15 protein-coding genes are annotated in these 17,165 nt (G+C 72.6%); 11 read left to right on the top strand and 4 right to left on the bottom strand.

All coding sequences use genetic code 11. The annotated features are described in order from the left end of the window. Positions 1–18: 18 nt before the first annotated feature. Together PJ985_RS06905 and PJ985_RS06910 are read right to left on the bottom strand one after the other, a co-directional pair. Entirely contained in the window at positions 19–921 is a 903-nt protein-coding gene (locus tag PJ985_RS06905; protein ID WP_271682686.1) for a universal stress protein, read from the bottom strand. Between the two features lie 146 nt (positions 922–1,067). Beyond that, a complete protein-coding gene (locus PJ985_RS06910) occupies positions 1,068–1,688 on the bottom strand; it encodes a hypothetical protein (RefSeq protein ID WP_271682687.1) in 621 nt (206 codons plus the stop codon). 558 nt (positions 1,689–2,246) lie between these two features. Here PJ985_RS06910 and PJ985_RS06920 point away from each other — a divergent pair. After that, positions 2,247–2,534, top strand: a complete 288-nt coding sequence (locus PJ985_RS06920; RefSeq protein WP_271682688.1) for a hypothetical protein — start codon at positions 2,247–2,249, stop codon at positions 2,532–2,534. A gap of 115 nt (positions 2,535–2,649) precedes the next feature. On the opposite strand, the gene PJ985_RS06925 is transcribed toward PJ985_RS06920, so the two are convergent. Then, entirely contained in the window at positions 2,650–2,991 is a 342-nt protein-coding gene (locus PJ985_RS06925; protein WP_333909837.1) for a DUF3311 domain-containing protein, read from the bottom strand. A gap of 119 nt (positions 2,992–3,110) precedes the next feature. Here PJ985_RS06925 and PJ985_RS06930 point away from each other — a divergent pair, with 119 nt between their 5' ends. The 10 genes from PJ985_RS06930 (at position 3,111) to PJ985_RS06975 (ending at position 15,320) form a co-directional block, all read left to right on the top strand. Continuing rightward, the gene (locus PJ985_RS06930; RefSeq protein WP_271682689.1) at positions 3,111–4,673 is read left to right on the top strand and encodes a sodium:solute symporter family protein; all 1,563 of its coding nucleotides are present in this window, start codon (positions 3,111–3,113) and stop codon (positions 4,671–4,673) included. Beyond that, on the top strand, positions 4,670–5,347 hold the full coding sequence (locus tag PJ985_RS06935; protein ID WP_333909838.1) for an RNA polymerase sigma factor: 678 nt from the start codon (positions 4,670–4,672) through the stop codon (positions 5,345–5,347). The genes PJ985_RS06930 and PJ985_RS06935 overlap by 4 nt, the downstream gene beginning before the upstream one ends. Positions 5,348–5,880: 533 nt before the next feature. Beyond that, positions 5,881–7,584, top strand: coding sequence for a carbon starvation CstA family protein (locus tag PJ985_RS06940; protein ID WP_271682690.1), 1,704 nt, complete (start codon positions 5,881–5,883; stop codon positions 7,582–7,584). Beyond that, the gene (locus tag PJ985_RS06945; protein WP_271682691.1) at positions 7,581–7,838 is read left to right on the top strand and encodes a cory-CC-star protein; all 258 of its coding nucleotides are present in this window, start codon (positions 7,581–7,583) and stop codon (positions 7,836–7,838) included. The genes PJ985_RS06940 and PJ985_RS06945 overlap by 4 nt, the downstream gene beginning before the upstream one ends. Then, complete coding sequence (locus PJ985_RS06950) at positions 7,829–8,812, top strand: ArsA family ATPase (protein ID WP_271682692.1); 984 nt, start codon at positions 7,829–7,831, stop codon at positions 8,810–8,812. Before PJ985_RS06945 ends, PJ985_RS06950 begins: the two co-directional genes overlap by 10 nt. A gap of 355 nt (positions 8,813–9,167) precedes the next feature. Further along, positions 9,168–11,864, top strand: a complete 2,697-nt coding sequence (locus PJ985_RS06955) for a bifunctional acetate--CoA ligase family protein/GNAT family N-acetyltransferase (RefSeq protein WP_271682693.1) — start codon at positions 9,168–9,170, stop codon at positions 11,862–11,864. Positions 11,865–11,913: 49 nt separating this feature from the next. Then, on the top strand, positions 11,914–12,645 hold the full coding sequence (locus PJ985_RS06960; RefSeq protein WP_271682694.1) for a CBS domain-containing protein: 732 nt from the start codon (positions 11,914–11,916) through the stop codon (positions 12,643–12,645). Positions 12,646–12,813: 168 nt separating this feature from the next. Continuing rightward, positions 12,814–13,278 (top strand): Crp/Fnr family transcriptional regulator, encoded by a 465-nt coding sequence (locus PJ985_RS06965; protein ID WP_271682695.1) that lies wholly within the window; start codon positions 12,814–12,816, stop codon positions 13,276–13,278. Between the two features lie 167 nt (positions 13,279–13,445). After that, positions 13,446–14,150: a response regulator gene (locus PJ985_RS06970; RefSeq protein WP_271682696.1), complete on the top strand. Its 705-nt coding sequence runs from the start codon at positions 13,446–13,448 to the stop codon at positions 14,148–14,150. Between the two features lie 129 nt (positions 14,151–14,279). Then, the gene (locus tag PJ985_RS06975) at positions 14,280–15,320 is read left to right on the top strand and encodes an Acg family FMN-binding oxidoreductase (RefSeq protein ID WP_271682697.1); all 1,041 of its coding nucleotides are present in this window, start codon (positions 14,280–14,282) and stop codon (positions 15,318–15,320) included. On the opposite strand, the gene PJ985_RS06980 is transcribed toward PJ985_RS06975, so the two are convergent. Further along, positions 15,321–17,030 carry a sensor histidine kinase gene (locus PJ985_RS06980; protein WP_271682698.1) on the bottom strand — a complete coding sequence of 570 codons (1,710 nt, stop codon included), beginning with the start codon at positions 17,028–17,030 and terminating at the stop codon, positions 15,321–15,323. Between the last annotated feature and the right edge of the window lie 135 nt (positions 17,031–17,165).

The following is a 17,165-nucleotide window of genomic DNA, read 5'->3' on the forward strand; positions in this document are numbered from 1 at the left end:
GGGTGAGGAGGCGGGGGCTCAGTCGTGCGGGACGACTGCGACGGGGGCGTAGGCGTGGTGCAGCACGGCGTGGGTGACGGGACCGATGTGGGTACCGAACGGCGCCCGGCGGATCCGGCGGCCGACCACCACCAGTCCGGCCTCGGTCGCGGCCTCGACCAGGTGCTGGGCGGGCCGGCCGATCACGGCCTGCTCGGTGACGGGGACATCGGGGAACTTGCTGCGCCAGGGACGCAGCACATCGGTCAGCGCCCTGGCCTCCTGGGCCTCGAGCTCGGCCTGCTGGGCGGGATCGGCGGCCTGGAGGTTGTAGCCGTAGAAGACCGGCAGGCTCCAGCCGTGGATGACCCGCAGAGTGGCCGCACGCCGGGAGGCGGCGTCGAAGGCGAACTCGAGCAGCTCCTCGCACGGGCGGCTCAGGTCCAGCCCGAGCACCACATCACGGGCCGGGGTGGTGGTGGACGGGAGCCCGTCCTCGTCCGGCAGGTGGTCGTCCGCGGCGTCGGCACCGGCCCGTACCAGCACGACGGGCCGCTCGGCGCGGGCCACGGTGGCCAGGGCGACGGATCCGAGGAGGAAACCGGCGACGCTGCCGAGCCCGCGGGAGCCCAGCACCAGCAGCTCGGCGTCCTTCGCCGCGCGCGGCAGTATGTCGACGGGCTGTCCGGCGATCCGTTCGGTGACGGTCTCCAGGGCCGGGTGACGGCGCCGCAGATCTGCCACCGCCTCGGCCGACAGGTATTCCTCCCGTGGCGGACGGAAGGCCGGTACGCCCAGGGGCGGACGGGTGTAGGGCTGCCACTCCCAGACGTGCACGAGCTTCAGCGGCAGGTTGCGGAGCAGCGCCTCCCGGGCGGCCCAGCCGGCGGCGGCCAGGCTCTCGGCCGATCCGTCCAGGCCGGCGGTGATGGTGCGAGTCATGGTCCTGTCCTCCAGCTCGGTCTCGGGGCCGGACGCGCCGGTCGATATCTTCAGCGTGCTGCCCCGCGGCCCGGGAGCGGAGGGGCCGCAGGTCCCGTGCGGGGACCTGTCGGCCCTCCTGCCCGGGGCCAAGGGGTGCCGTCCGTTCAGAGGAGCCACCGGTTGCGGCGGACGAACTCGAGCCGGGCCCAGGTCCGGCCGAGGCCCCAGGTGTTGCCGGCGTACGCCACTGCCAGGGCGATGATCAGCAGCGCGTAGAGGACGTGGTAGTTCACCAGCGGGTTGGTCGACATGGTCAGCGATCCGTCGGCCATGTGCTGCGCGGGCGGCCACTCGGCGGCCCACATCATCGCCATCATCAGGGTGCCCGCGGCGGCGGTGAGCCTCAGCGCCACCCCGCTGAGCAGCCCGATGCCGACGCCCAGCAGGCCCAGCATGAACAGCAGGTTGACCCAGCCGTCCCCGGCCATGCTGTGGAACATGGACTGGAAGGGCCCGGCGGACACGTTGCTGAGGAAGCCGTAGGTGGGCGAGCCGCCGTCGATCCAGCCGTTGCCGGCCTGGGTGGCGTAGCCCCAGCCGAACGCCTTGTCGAGGAAGGCCCAGAGGAAGAGGAAGCCGGCGGCGATGCGGGCGACCGCGAACACCTTGGCGGACGTCGGGGTCATGACAGCCCCGTGCTCGGGTGCGGTTTCCGAGGCGCGCCGGGTGTCGGTCTGCATGTCACCGGTGGCCGGGCGGACGGTCGGGTTCTCCTGTACGGCCATGACGGCCTCCTCTTCCGTGAGTGTTGCGTGTGTGTTGCGCGAGTGCTGCGGGTGGAACGGGTGCGCCGGCGAGTGCCTTGTGGGTGCTGAGCGCCGCCCTCTGTTGTTGCGTCTTCAATGTCTCGCGGCACGGCACGGTGCGCCGGGGGGCGGGTGGGCCAGGCCGGGGGCCGAACGGGCCCATTTCCCGGGCCCGTTCAGTACGGCTCTCCGGGCGGGGCCCTCCCTCTCCTCGGCCACCGGCTGACCTCGCCGGAGGGCTGGGCGTCGGCCGACAGCAGCCACGGCCTGGTCCGGGGCGGCCGGGACCGCGCCCGTGCCGCCCGGGCGAGACCTCACGCCCGCGATGAGCGATCCGGCCGATCCGAGGCGTGAGGCCGCCATCGCGCGGCTCTTCGAGCTACACTGTCCGCCGGTGCTGCCCCTCGCCGTGCTACTCGGCGCCGATGATCCGGAGAACGTGGTGGCCGAGGCACATGACCAGTTCTGCTCCAAGTGGCGACCGCTTCGGAGCGCGCGGGGACTCGCCGCCCCGAGCCAGGCGATGGAGGCCCGGCGATGAACAACACCAGTCTGGACCGCACGGAGCGGGAATTGCGCGAGGCCTTGTCCACGCTCGCCGACGGTGTGCAGGTGGCGCCCGACGCCTATCGCACGGCGCGCGGCGAGTGGCTGCGCCGGGAACGCCGCCGCCGGCTCATCCTCGCCGTCCTCATCACGGTCGTGTTCGCCCTGGCCACCCTGATCGGGCTGTGGGTCCTCAACCAGGCCCCGGCGCATTCCGGAGTGATCTTCTCCAGCACCGGGTCGCCGACGGCAGTGTCATCCGCCCAGCCCCATCCATGACCGGCCCGCCCGGCCTCGGCGGGGCCCGTCCTTTCCGGACGCGGCGACACCTCCTGCGGGCAGCGGCGGCAGCCGAGGGAGCCGAGCATGAGCGGCGTGGCAGCGCCGTGGCAGGTCAACAGCCGGGTGGCCGCGAGCGCCGTGGGTCCTCGCGGCGCAGCAGCAGATGGGCGAGGAACAGCAGAGCGCTGGTGGCCGGTACCCAGGCGAACTGGTACCAGTAGAAGAACGGGAACCCCAGCAGCTCCGGCCCCTCACGCGCGTACGAGGGGACCCAGAGCAGGGCGACAGCCGGCGCCAGCAGGCATACGCCGGCCACGGTCCGCCGGAGCCCGCTGCTCCCGCGCCCGCGAGCGCGCTGGGGTCCGTCCTGTGGCACGGCGCCCTCCTGCCGATCGCTGCGTCTGCCGGTGGTGGGCCGGTCGCCCGCCGGCCCGCGCAGTGGTTCCTCGTCCACGCTATGCGGTTCCCAGAAGATTTCCCGCCGTTCTCCACTGGATTTCCTGTCCTACGATCGGCATGGTTGTGCGACTCGTGAGTGACAAGACCTACCCACACCCGCCGGGACGGTGATCGATGACCGAAGGTCCCATGCTCGTCACCTTCGCGCTGGTCATCGGCTCCGCGTCGCTCCTGGCGCTGACTGCGCGACGGTTCCGGCAGCGCGACACGCTGCCCTCGCTGGAGGGGTGGGCCCTGGCCGACCGCAGCCTGGGGACGGTGTGGACCTGGTTGCTGCTGGGGGGCACGGTTTTCACCGCCTATACCTTCGCCGCGGTACCGGGCCTGGTGTACAGCCAGGGCGCCTACGGTTTCTTCGCGCTGCCCTACACGGTGATCGTCTGGCCGCTGGCCTTCCTGCTGCTTCCCAAGCTGTGGTCGGTGGCCCGGCTCCACGGCTATGTGACGGTGGCCGACTTCGTCCGGGGACGCTACGGCTCTCCGCCGCTGGCACTCGTCGTCGCCCTCACGGGGATCCTGGCGACCATGCCCTACCTGGCGCTCCAGCTACTGGGCATCCGTGCCCTGCTGGCAGCCGGCGGAATGTATCCACGCGGAGCAGCCGGGGACCTGCTGATGGTCGCGCTGTTCGCCGGGCTGGCCGTGGCGACCTACCGCCACGGGCTGCGGGCTCCGACCGTGATCTCGGCGATGAAAGGCGTGGCGATCTTCGGTTCGGTCTTCGCCGCCGTGGCGCTGGTGCTGTCACGGCAGGGTGGGCCCAGCGCCCTGTTCGAGACCGCGGCACGGGAGCTGGCCGCACGCGGGGCTGCCGACGCCTCCCTGGCCCTCGCCGCCGATCAGCAGGTCGCGTACGCCACCCTGGCCTTGGGGTCGGCGCTGGCGCTGCTGATGTACCCGCATGTACTCACTGCGAGCTTCGCCGCCTCCGGACCGGACACCCTGCGCCGGGTGACCATTGCGCTGCCCGCCTGGACCGGCGTGCTCGGCCTGTTCGGGATGCTCGGCATCGCGGCGCTCGCCGCGGGTGTCGACACTCCCCGGGGCGCCGCCGAGAGCGCTGTCGGCATGCTGGTGAACGACCTCATGCCCGCCGCGCTGGCCGGACTGGTCTTCGGGGCGATCACCGTGGGAGCGCTGGTGCCGGCGGCGGTGATGTCGATCGCGGCGGCGACCTCCTTCGTCCGGAACGTCTACGTCGAGTACTTCCATCCGACCGCCACTCCCAAGCGCCAGGTGCGCATCGCCCGAGTGGTGTCGCTGACCGCCAAGGTGGGCGCAGTCGCCTTCGTGTTCGGGCTGCGCGACCAGGACGCGATCAATCTCCAACTCCTGGGCGGGGTCTGGATCCTGCAGATCTTCCCCGCCGTCGCCATCGGGCTGTACACCCGCCGGCTGCACCACCGTGCCCTCCTGGCAGGCTGGGCCGCAGGGATGGCCGCCGGTACCTACCTGGTCGTGCACGAAGGCTTCTCCCCCGTCGTCCCGTTCAGCGTGGGTGGACACGCACTGGCGGTCTACGCCGGTCTGGCCGCTCTCCTGCTCAACCTCGCGGTCGCCGTGACCGTCACCGCGGTCCTGGACCGCATCGGCGCCCCCCGTGGTGCGGACACCACGGCGCTGCCGTCCCGCCTGACCCTCAGAAACCGGCCCAAAGGGGGAGCGAGCAGCTCATGAAACGGACCAGACCCAACGCCCGCCCCACTCCAGCGCCGTCGTGGCCGTCCGCACCGACCGCGCACGCCGGGGCGGGCGCTCCCACGGACCTCACGGACCGGGACGTCACGGACCGGGACGTCGCGGACGGGGGCCTCGCGGACGGGGGCCTCGCGGGTGGGGCTCAGCCCTTGACCGCCCCCGCGGACCTGGACCGGGAAGTCGCTGTCGCACAGCTGTTCGATCTGCACTATGCCTCGATGCTCCGTCTGGCCACACTGCTCGGCGCCGACGACCCGGAGAACATCGTGGCCGAGGCCTACTACCAGATATACCGCAAATGGCGCAAAGTGCGCGCCGCCGACTCCGCCGAGGCCTACTTGCGCTCGGTCGTCTGCAATCTGACCCGCATGCGGATCCGGCATCTGCAGGTGGCGCGCAGACACGTCGAGGAGCCGGTCGGCTCGGTGGCGTCCGCGGAGACGTCGGCGCTCCTCCATGACGACCAGCAGGCGCTGGTCTCCGCGTTGCAGCAGCTTCCCGCACGGCAGCGCGAGGCGCTGGTGCTGCGCCACTGGCTCGGCCTCAAGATCGGGGAGATAGCGCAGACCATGGGCATCTCACCCGGTTCGGTCAAGACGCACACCGCCCGCGGCACGGCTGCGCTCACCCAGGCACTGGAGGCCCGGCGGTGAGCACCCCCCGCCCGTCCCCCGCCTGTCACTGAGCCGACTCCAGGGCTCACTCGAAAACCTGCGCCGAGGGCGTACGGCCCGCACCCGGCGCCTCCCGTCGGGCGGCACACGGCGGCCGGCGGGGCCGACACGGGAAACGACGCCGCCGCCCCGTCCTCACCGCGCCGACCACCACAGTCGTCACCGTCCGCGCGCGACCGTATCCGGGAGCAGTCCCGCACGGGTCGGCCATCCCACCGGTCCATGACGCACGGCAGAGACCGGTGGCCAAAACTTAACCAAGTCTTCTGTCAACCAAAGCGGGCCCCTCGACAACTCTTCAGCAGACGACCGGGCGGACAGCGGACAAAGAGGCATTTTCGCCCGATTCTCCGCACCGGCCGTCGGCCTCCCTCTGCCGAGGAGGGCCACACCCCGTCAAGGAGGCCCACCCACCGTCCCCGTTGCCTGTCCGCCTGCCAGTTCCCTCCCCCCTGCCGGACGGCGGCTCCACCTCTCACAACCCAGCACCCTGAACCCAGAAAGCATGTCGTATGAATGCGCTTCCGCTGCTCTTGATCGGCCTTGCGACGTTCGCGGGCGGATACGTTCTCTACTCGAAGTTCCTGGGCAACCGGGTATACAAACTTGACGCGGCCTTCAAGACGCCCGCGCACGAGCTGCGGGACGGCGTGGACTACGTCCCGACCAACAAGTTCGTGCTGTGGGGTCACCACTTCACCTCGGTCGCGGGCGCAGCACCGATCGTCGGCCCCGCCGTCGCGGTGATCTGGGGCTGGCTGCCCGCGTTCCTGTGGGTCACCATCGGCACGGTCTTCTTCGCAGGCATGCACGACCTCGGTGCCCTGTGGGCCTCGGCACGCAACAAGGGCCGCTCGATGGGCTCGCTCTCCGACCGCTACATCGGCCGCCGGGGCGCGAACCTGTTCCTCGTCGTGATCTTCCTGCTGCTCCTGATGGTGATCGCGGCCTTCGCGGTGGTCATCAAGAACCTGCTGATCTCCACCCCCTCAGCGGTGATCCCCGCCTGGGGCGCCGTCCTGGTGGCGCTCCTGGTCGGCCAGGCGGTCTACCGCTACCGGATCGGGCTCGGCCTGGTCACCGTGCTCGGCGTCGCGGCGCTCTACGGCCTGATTCTCCTCGGGAACGCCGTCCCGGTGGAGCTGCCCGACCCGATCCTCGGCATGTCCCCGGCGACCTTCTGGATCGTCGCCCTCTTCGCCTACGCCGGCATAGCCTCCATGCTGCCCGTGTGGGTACTGCTCCAGCCGCGTGACTACATCAACGGCGTCCAGCTCTTCGTCGGACTCGGCATCCTGTTCCTGTCGGTGCTGCTGAGCGCCCCGACGATCGTCGCCCCGGCCATCAACAACGCCGTGCCCGCGGGCACCCCGGACCTCGTGCCGCTGCTCTTCGTCACCATCGCGTGCGGCGCGATCTCCGGCTTCCACGGCATGGTCTCCTCGGGCACCACCTCGAAGCAGCTGGACAAGGAGACCGACGCCCGCTTCGTCGGCTACTTCGGCGCGATCGGCGAGGGCATGCTCGCGCTCGGCGCGATCATCGCCGTCACCGCGGGCTACCGCACCCTGGCCGACTGGGAAGCCGTCTACAGTGCCTTCGGCGAGGGCGGCGTCGGGGCGTTCGTCGAAGGCGGCGGTGCGCTCATCAACGGCGGCCTGGGCCTGTCGGCCTCGCTGAGCTCGACGGTCCTGGCCACCATGGCGATTCTGTTCGCCGCCACCACCATGGACACCGGCGTACGCCTCCTGCGCTTCGTCGTCCAGGAGGCCGGGGACGTCGCACGAGTGCGGATCAACACCGGCGTCGGCACCCTCATCGCGGTCGCCGCCGGTATGGCACTCACCTTCAGCCAGGGCGCCGATGGCGCCGGCGGCCTCCGTATCTGGCCGCTGTTCGGCACCAGCAACCAACTGCTGGCCTCCCTGACCCTGTCCATCGTCGCGGTCATACTGATCCGCAAGCGGCGCAACCCGGCGCCTGCACTGGTGCCGCTCGTGATCGTGTTCACGATGGCGTTCTGGGCCGCGATCGTGCAGCTCGGCAACCTCTACGACGCCCGGGACTGGCTGCTGCTGGTCATCGACGTGGTCATCATCGTCGCCGCGGTCTGGGTCGCCGTCGAGGCGGTCATCGCGATGCGGCGGGCGGCCCAGGAGCCGCCGGAGGTCTCCGACGCCGACGTGACGGAGGAGAAAGCCGAGCTGAAGGAGTGACATCCCGCTGGCACGCGTTCCGGGCCGGGCTGGAGGAGTTCTACGCTGGTCCCTACCGGCGTACCTTCGCCCGCGCCCGGCGCGAAGAGGACGACCTCTTCCGGATGGTCGTCCTCGCGGAGGCACTGGGTGTGCCCGACCCGGCGGCGTACTACACCGCCGAGCTGATGCCCGCCCTCTACGAGGACTTCCACGCCTGGCACCGCCGGATGGGTATGGACCGCTCGCCACTGGAGCATGTCGGATGCTGCTAGACCTCATCGCCACGCGCAGGGTCGTCTTCGTCGGTGGCAAAGGCGGGGTCGGCAAGACGTCCATCGCCGCGGCGCTCGCCCTCGGCCGCGCCGCGGCGGGCGCCCGCGTGCTGCTGGTTTCCACCGATCCCGCCCACAACCTCGGCCACCTCTGGGACCGCCCGGTGGGCGACGAGCCCGTGCGCCTCGCCGCCCCCGGGGACATGACCCCCCGGGCAGGGGCCGGGACGGCGGGTTACGTCGACGGGCTGGAGATCGACCCGGAGCGCACGGTCGAGCAGCACCTGTCCGCGGTCGCCGCGACGATGCGTCGGCTGCTCCCCGAGCGGATGCACGCACCGGCCGACCAGCACCTGCAGCTGGCCCGGCAGGCGCCCGGCACCCACGAGTCGGCGGTGCTGGAGCGGATCGCCGAAGCAGTGGAGCTCGGGACGGAAGCGTACGACCTGGTCGTCTTCGACACCGCCCCGTCCGGCCACACGCTGCGGCTGCTCGCGCTGCCCGGGCAGCTCACCTCCTGGACGGACACCCTGCTCACCAACCGTGACCGGTCCGAGCGGTTCGGCGCAGCGATGCGCGGCCTCGGCGGCGGCGGAGAGACCGACCGCGACGCCGAGCTGCGCCGGATCCTGCTGCGTCGGCGCGACCGCTTCTCCCGGTTGCGCGAAGTGGTGACGGACCCGGCCCGGACGGGGTTCGTCATCGTGCTGACCGCCGAGCTGCTGCCGATCGCGGAGACCATGGAGGTGTACGAGAAGCTCACCGGCCTCGGCGTCGACGTGACCGCCCTCGTCGCCAACCGCCGTTCCCCGTCGGACGCCGGTGAGCTGCTTGCCCGGCGCCGTGGTCAGGAGGACGCGCACCTCGTCCGGCTGCGCAGGCAGGTCCCGGACGTACCGTTGCTCGACGTGCCGCTGCTGCCGGGGGATCTGGTGGGCACGGAGGCGCTTGCCGCGCTCGCCGACCGGCTCTGATCCACCGGACCCCTGACCTCGATGCGTCAGCGGCCGTGACTGTCCGGCCCGGCCGCCGGTTCGCCGTCTTGTCCCGCGTGCTCGCGTGGGGGGCCTTCGCGTGTCGCTGCGGCTGCGCCGGCGCCGCCCTCGTTCTTGCGTCGTCAATGTCCCGCTGGTCCGGCCCGGTGCGCCGGAGGGCGGTAGGCCAGGCAGGGGGCCGAACGGACCCCGTTCCCGGGCCCGTTCAATACGGCCCCCGGGGTCGGGCCGGTCGGCCCTCCCCTCGGTCCCGGCCAGCCCTTGGGATCCGGCCCCGCTTCGTCGGACTCTGGAACCGAAGCCGCAGGACAGGCACGAAGGAAAAGGGACCGCGATGACGGACACCGCACAGCGAGCGCCGGCCGCACACGCGCTGCTGACCGACGGCAGGACCGTGGAAATCCGGCCCGCCCGCCCCGAGGACCGGGAGAACGTCCTCCGCTTCTACGAGGAAATGTCGGCGGAGAACCTGCGCCGGCGGTTCTTCGGCGTGGGCAGCAGCCTGGGCCGCCGGGCCGCCGACCGGGCCTGCGACAGCGCCCGCCCCGGGCACCTGGCCCTGCTCGCCTGTCACGAGGGCCGGATCATCGGCCTCGCCGAATACGAGCACGGCCCCGCGCCCGCCTCGGCCGAGGTCGCCCTGGCCGTCGCCGACGACCTCCACCACTGCGGCGCGGGCACCCTGTTGCTGGAGCACCTGGTGCACGCCGCCCGAAACGAGGGCATCAAGGTCTTCACGGCCGACGCTCTCGCCGACAACCACGCCATGCTCAACGTCTTCGCCGACCTCGGCCTGGAGTCCTCCCCCCGCTACGACGGCGGAGAAGTCCGCTGCCGGATAGTGCTGGAGCCCGACGAGCAGTACCGCTCCGCGGTCGACGAGCGGGGCCGGACCGCCGACGCCGCCAGTCTCCAGCCACTGCTGCGCCCCCGTTCGCTGGTCGTCGTCGGTGCCGGCCGCTCCCCCGGCTCGGTGGGCCGGGCCGTGCTGAAGAACCTGCGCCGCGCCGGCTTCCCCGGCAGCCTGCTCGCCGTCAACCCGCACGCGCGCACCGTCGAGGGCACCCCCTGCCACCCCTCCGTGCTCGACCTCCCGCACCCGCCCGAGCTGGCCGTCCTGGCCATCCCCGCCCGGGCCGTGCCGGAGACCGCGGAGCAGTGCGGGCGCAGCGGCGTCCGCGCCCTGGTCGTTCTCAGCTCCGGGCTCGACGCCGTCCAGGCCGCGGCCCTGCTGGCCCTGTGCCGCCGGTACGGCATGCGGCTGGTCGGCCCGAACTGCCTGGGCATCGCGAACACCGAGGACACCGTGCAACTGGACGCCACATTCGCCGCGCACCGGCCGCTGGCGGGTACCGCCGGGGTGGCCGTGCAGTCCGGCGGAGTCGGCATCGCCCTGCTGGGCGGCCTCTCCCGGCTCGGCATCGGAGTGTCGAGCTTCGTCTCGCTCGGCGACAAGTACGACGTCAGCGGCAACGACCTGCTCCAGTGGTGGGAGAGCGACGACCGGACCGACCTGGCGCTGCTGCACCTGGAGTCCTTCGGCAACCCACGCGCCTTCTCCCGCACCGCCCGCCGGGTGGCCCGCAAAATGCCGGTCCTCACCGTCGACGCCGGACGCTCCGACGCCGGCCGCCGTGCCGCCGCCTCGCACACCGCGGCCGCCGCGACACCGACGATGACCCGGCAGGCGCTGTTCACGCAGGCCGGCATCATCGCCACCCGCACGATCGGTGAACTGCTGGACACCGCCGCGCTGCTGCACAGCCAGCCGCTGCCCGCCGGATCCAGGGTGGCTGTGCTGTCGAACGCGGGCGGCGCGGGCGTCCTCGCCGCCGACGCGTGCGCCGAGGCCGGCCTGGCCGTCCCCGAACTTCCCGGCGAGCTGATCACCGAACTCCTCGGCCTGCTCCCGGCCGGCGCCAGCGCCGGCAACCCCATCGACACCACCGCCGCGGTCTCCGGACCAGCCCTTCGCGCCTGCCTGGACCGGCTGGCCGGACACCGCTCTGTGGACGCCGTCCTGGTGGCCCTGGCACCCACCGCGCTCGCCGCGGCGACCGGCGACGACCCGCTCCGCGCACTCACCCACGCCGGCCCGGACGGACGCCCGCACCCGGTCGCCGCGGTCCTCCTCGACCAGGCCGAGCAGGTCCGCCTGCTGCCCACCACCTCCGGCGGGCCGCTGCCCGCCTACGCCGACCCGCAGTCCGCAGCCCGGGCCCTGGCCCACGCGGCGGCCCGGACCACGTGGCTGGCCCGGCCGGCCGGCACCGTGCCCCGACTGACCGGAACCGACCCCGAGGGCGCCCGCGCCCTGGTCGACACCTTCCTCACCGACCACCCGGAAGGAGGCTGGCTGGACCCGATGGCCTGCACGGACCTGCTCGGCCACTACGGCATCCGGCAACAGCCCGCCGCCTGGGCGCGCAGCGAGCAGGCCGCCGTCGACGCGGCCGCACGTCTCGCCGGCCCGGACGGCCGGGTCGCCCTCAAGGCCCACGGCCCCAGGCTGCTGCACAAGACCGACCGGGGCGCCGTCCTGCTGGACCTGGACGGCGAGGACCGGGTACGTGCCGCCCACCGTGACCTCACCACCCGGCTCGGCGCGGAGATGACCGGCGTACTCGTCCAGCCGATGGCACGCCGGGGCACCGAGCTGGTCGCCGGCGTCGTCCAGGACGAGGTGTTCGGCCCACTGGTCCTGTTCGGCCTCGGCGGCACCGCCACCGAACTGCTGGCCGACCACGCGGCCCGCCTCGCCCCGCTCACCGACCGGGACGTCGACGACCTGATCGGAGCACCGCGCTGCGCACCACTGCTCTTCGGCCACCGCGGCGGACCGCCCGTCGACCTGCCCGGACTGGAACAGCTGCTGCTGCGGCTGTCCGCGATGGCCTGCGACCTGCCGCAACTCGCCGAAGCCGACCTCAACCCGGTGGTCGCCCGGGCCGACGGCGTCACCGCGCTCGACGTCCGGATCCGGATCCTGCCACGCACCGCCCACGACCCCTACCTGCGCCGACTGCGCTGACCCCGCCGGCCCGCCCCCCGACCACCACCGCACCCGCGAGGAGCACACCATGAAGCACCAGAAGATCGGGCACGCCATGACCAGCGAGGTCGTCAGCGTCACCCAGGAAACCCCGTTCAAAGAGATCGCCAAGCTGCTCACCACCCACCGCATCAGCGGACTTCCGGTCATCGACGACGACGAGAAGGTCCTCGGCGTCATCTCCCAGACCGACCTGGTGCTGCGCCAGGCCGACCGCGCGGAGCTGGCGGCGCTCGGCGCCTCCCGGCTCCCCCCGATGCTCCCCGGGGCCCGCAAGTCGGCCGCCCGGGCCTCCGCCACCACCGCCGGGGAGCTCATGACCAGTCCGGCGATCACCGTGCGCGCCGAGGAGTCCATCGCCTTCGGCGCCCGCACGATGGCGAAGGAGGGCGTCGAGCGGCTGCCCGTGGTGGACGAGGAGGACCGCCTGGTCGGCATCGTCACCCGCCGCGACCTGCTCCAGGTCTTCCTCAGGCCGGACGAGGACATCCACGACGAGGTGGTCGACGAGGTGCTGATCCGCTCCCTGTGGCTGGCCCCGAACACGGTCAAGGTGACCGTGGACGACGGCGTCGTCACCCTGGCCGGCGTACTGGAGCGCAGCAGCGAGGTCCCCATCGCCGCCCGGATGACGTCCCAGGTGGACGGTGTGGTGTCGGTGGTGAACCAGCTCACCCACCGCCTCGACGACTCGCACCTGCGCCCGGAGATGCCCCCGATGCCCATCGGTGGCTCCCAGGGCTGGCTGCGTCATCTCTGAACCACGCGGGACGGCCGGCGGCCCTCGCGGGCCGCTCGGCCCCTCGCGGGCCACCGGCCGGCACCGCACCCTGTACAGGACAGCCGGTCACGGACCAGTTGCATCCATCCATCCACCGGGGCGCCGGCCGCTGACCGCGGGAGCGCCGCCCGGGAACGGAGGACCGTCATGATCACGACCACGACCAGTCTGCTGGGCGAGCTGCCGCCGGAGGGGCGCGAGCGGCTGATGGCGACCGCCCGCGACGTTTCCTTCCCCGCGGGCACCCGCATCTTCGAGGAGGGGCACCGCGCCGACCGCTTCTGGATCATCCGGACCGGCTCGGTCACCCTGGACCTGCACGTGCCCGGCCGCCGTGCCGCCGCCGTGGAGACCCTGGGCCCCGGTGACCTCCTGGGATGGTCCTGGCTCTTCCCGCCGTTCTCCTGGCACCTGGGAGCCGAGGCGCTGAGCCCCGTCCGGGCCGTGGAGTTCGACGCCCGGGTGGTACGCGAGCTCTGCGACACCGACCCGGTCCTCGGGCGGGCCGTCGCCCGCCGCGTCGCCGAGATCGTCGCGCACCGGCTCCAGTCGGCACGCACCCGGCTGCTGGACCTGTACGGGCCCTACGGCAGCGGGGCCTCCGCCCGGTAGCCCCCACAGCCCACCGGCCGCCTCCGCACACGGCTGCCGGAACCCCGGTACGCCGACGGTCTCCCGCCACCGAGTCGCCGAACCCGGTACCGTTCGGCCCTGGCGCCGCGCCCGCCTACGATTCAGGATCACAAGGACGGCCGGGCGACCACAGGCGAAGGACGAACATGACCGAGGCACGGGACAGCGCACCGCAGGCACCGATCCGGGTGTTCCTGCTCGACGACCACGAGGTGGTCCGGCGCGGAGTGCACGATCTGCTGGACGCGGAGCCCGACATCGACGTTGTCGGCGAGGCGGGGACCATCGAACAGGCGCTCGTCCGCGGCCCCGCGCTGCGCCCGGACGTCGCCGTCCTGGACGTGCGGCTGCCGGACGGGGACGGGATCACCGTCTGCCGTGAGCTCCGGTCCCGGATGCCCGAGCTGGCCTGCCTGATGCTCACCTCCTTCGACGACGACGACGCGCTGCTGGACGCGATCATGGCCGGGGCGTCCGGGTACGTGCTGAAGCAGATCAAGGGCTCCGACCTGGTTGCCGCCGTGCGCACCGTCGCCTCCGGGCAGTCGATGCTCGACCCGTCCACCACCGCCCGGCTGATGAGCAGCCTGCGGGGTGAGGACGCCCCGGCCGAGCCGCAGGACGAAGCGCTGGCCGGCCTGTCACCGCGGGAGCGCGAGATCCTCGTGCTCATCGGCGAGGGAATGACCAACCGCCAGATCGGCAAGCAGCTCTTCCTCTCCGAGAAGACGGTGAAGAACAACATCTCCCGGCTGCTCGCCAAGCTCGGGGTGGAGCGCCGGATCCAGGCCGCTGTTCTGGCCACCCAGGCGACCCCGCCCGCCGCCGCCCCGGAGAGCCGCAGCCGCTGACCCCGGACGGGAGCCACCCGGCAGGCTCTGGCCCACCCGGGCCAGGCCGCCGGGACCAACGGCCCCTCCCCGCGTCCCCGCCCGAGCCGCAGGCTGTGGGTACAGGTCCGCGGCCGGGAGGAGCACCACATGCGACGCACACTCATCGACGCGGCTGTACTGGAGAAGCTCCTGTCCGCAGCGCTGGCAGCACCCTCCATCCACAACACCCAGCCGTGGCGCTGCCGGCTGGACCCGGAGACCGCCACCCTGGAGATCCACGCGGCCACCGACCGCGGCCTGCGGCACACCGACCCGATGGCGCGGGCGCTGCACATCTCCGTGGGAGCCGCCGTGTTCAACCTGCGCGTGGCCGTCGCTCACTTCGGCTGGGAGCCGGTCGTCCGGCTGCTGCCCCGCCCGGACGACCCGCAGGTCCTGGCCTCGGTCCGGCTGGGGGGCACCTCGGGAGGAGGCGTCCGGAAGTACCAGGACCTCTATGACGTGCTGTGGCAGCGTCACAGCAGCCGGTTCCCGTTCTCCCCGCAGCCCCTGCCGCCCCAGGTGCGGGCCGAGCTGACCGAGGCGGCGCACGCGGAGGGCGCCCGGCTGACCCTGCCCGGCCACGCCGAACGCACCAGGCTGCTGCAACTGACCGCCGCGGCGGAGCAGCGCAACTCGCACGACCCGGGTAAGCGCGCGGAGCACCAGGCCTGGGTCCGGGACAACGGAACCGACGGCATCCCCCGGGCGGCTCTCGGCCCCCGGGACGCCAGTGGCCGTCTTCCCACCCGCGACTTCACCGGCCTGCGGGCCGCGGGCCGGGACCAGCTGGCCGTGTTCGAGAGCGACCCGGTCATCGCCGTGCTCGCCACCGGCCACGACACCCGCGCCGACTGGCTGCGGGCCGGGCAGGCACTGGAACACGTCCTGCTGGCGGCCACCGCACACTCGGTGCGGGCCTCATTGCTCTTCCAGGCCACCGAGTGGACCGACCTCCGGCCCGCTCTGGCGGGCTCCGGCGAGACCTCGCGGCACGTGCACACCCTGATCCGGCTCGGGTACGGACCGGTGGGGCCCGCCACCCCGCGCCGCTCGGCCGGGGACGTGCTGACGGACGGCACCGCGCACACCGAGTTCGCCGCGAAGCAAGAGGTGCGGGAGCTGCGGGCGGCCCGGAACCGCGGCTGATCAGGCGGCGCTCAGCTGCACCTTCCACACCAGCCTGGTGCCGCCCGCCGACGGCCGCTCGATCGTCAGACTGCCGCCGAGCTTCTCCGCCCGTTCCTCCAGGTTGCGCAGCCCGCTGCGCCGGCCGCCCTCCGGGATGCCCACCCCGTCGTCGGTGACGGTCAGGGTGAGGGTGCCCGACGCGACCACGAGTGCGACCTCGGCCGTACGTGCCTGGGCGTGCCGGGCGGTGTTCGACAGGGCCTCGCCCAGAACCGCGACGACGTGGTCCGCGACCGTGGCCGGCACATCCGTGTCGATGAGCCCTTCCATCCGCAGGACGGGGGTGAAACCGAGCGAGCGCATGGCCTGCTCGATGGCCTTGAAGGTACGGACCCGCAGTCCCTGGGTGGCCGGACCGGCGTCATGGGCGCGCAGCCCGAAGATCGTCGACCGGATGATCTTGATGGTCTCGTCGAGGTCGTCCACGGCCCGCACCAGGCGCTCGCTCGCCTGCGGATGCTGGACGAAGCGCACTGTGCTCTGCAGCGTCATGCCCGTGGCGAACAGCCGCTGGATGGCCAGGTCGTGCAGGTCACGGGCAATGCGGTCCCGGTCCTCCAGCAACGCCATCTGCTCAGCGGCGCGCCGCCGCTCGGCGACCTCCAGGGCGAGCGCGGCCTGACCGGCGAAGGCCAACAGGGCTGCCGTCTCCAGCTCGGTGAAGGGCGCGCCTTCCGCGCGGGCCAGGAGCAGCACGCCGCGGACCCCGTCGCTGGTTCCCATCGGCACCGCGACCGCCGGCCCCATGCCCGCCCAGCGCGGCGGTCCGTCGGCGACCCGCGGGTCGTTCGCGATGTTCGTGCTGGTCAGGGGTTCACCGGCGGCGGCGGCGGCGCCGGCGAACGAGCCCTCCCGGGTCAGCACCAGCCCTCGGTGCAGCTCCGCGTCCGTGCCGGTGGCGAGCACCACCTGCAGGTTGTCCGACCCCTCTGCGGGCAGCGCCAGGACCGCCAGGTCCGCGGCCAGGATGCGCTGGGGGTGCTCGACGATCTGCTCCAGAACCCGTAGCTCGTCGGCCCCGGACAGCAGGCTGCTGGTGATCTCCGCGTTCGCCTCCAGCCAGTGCTGCCGCAGGCGGGTCTCCTCGTAGAGCCGGGCGTTCTCGATCGCCACGCCGGCCGCCACCGCGAGGGTGGACAGCACGCTCTCGTCCTCGCCGTCGAACTCCTGACCGCCACGCTTCTCGGTCAGGTAGATGTTGCCGAACACCTCGTCGCGCACCCGGATGGGCACACCCAGGAACGACTCCATCGGCGGGTGGTTCACCGGCACGCCCGAGGACGCCGGATGCTCCGAAATCTTGGCCAGGCGCAGCGCCTGCGGGCGCCGGATCAGCTCACCCAGCAGGCCGTGGCCGGTCGGCAGCGACCCGATGGTGGCGCTCTGCTCGTCGGAGATACCCACCGTGATGAACTGGGAGAGGCCGTTGTCGTCGCCGATCACGCCCAGGGCGCCGTACTCGGCGTCCACGAGCGCCACCGCGGCTTCCACGATCCGCTTCAGCACCTGCGACAGGTCCAGCTCCTGGCCGACCGACAGCACCGCTTCCAGCAGGCTGTGCACCCGGTCCCGGGTGCCGCGGGCGGCGTCGATCCGTACCTGCAACTCGTCCAGCAACTGGTCCAGTTCAAGTCTCGGCCTGTGGTCCCCGCCGTTGCCAGCCGCCATACCCACCGGTCCCTCCGTCGCCCGCCGACCCGCTCGGTCCCCCCGATCGTAGCCCTCACCCTTCCGGCCGCACCCGCCCCGTCCCCGGGAAGCCCCGGCTCGCCCGGCGGGGCCGCCTCACCGGCGGGCCCCGGC

The sequence above is a fragment of the Streptomyces sp. ACA25 genome (assembly GCF_028200735.1).
Classification (GTDB): Bacteria; Actinomycetota; Actinomycetes; order Streptomycetales; family Streptomycetaceae; genus Streptomyces.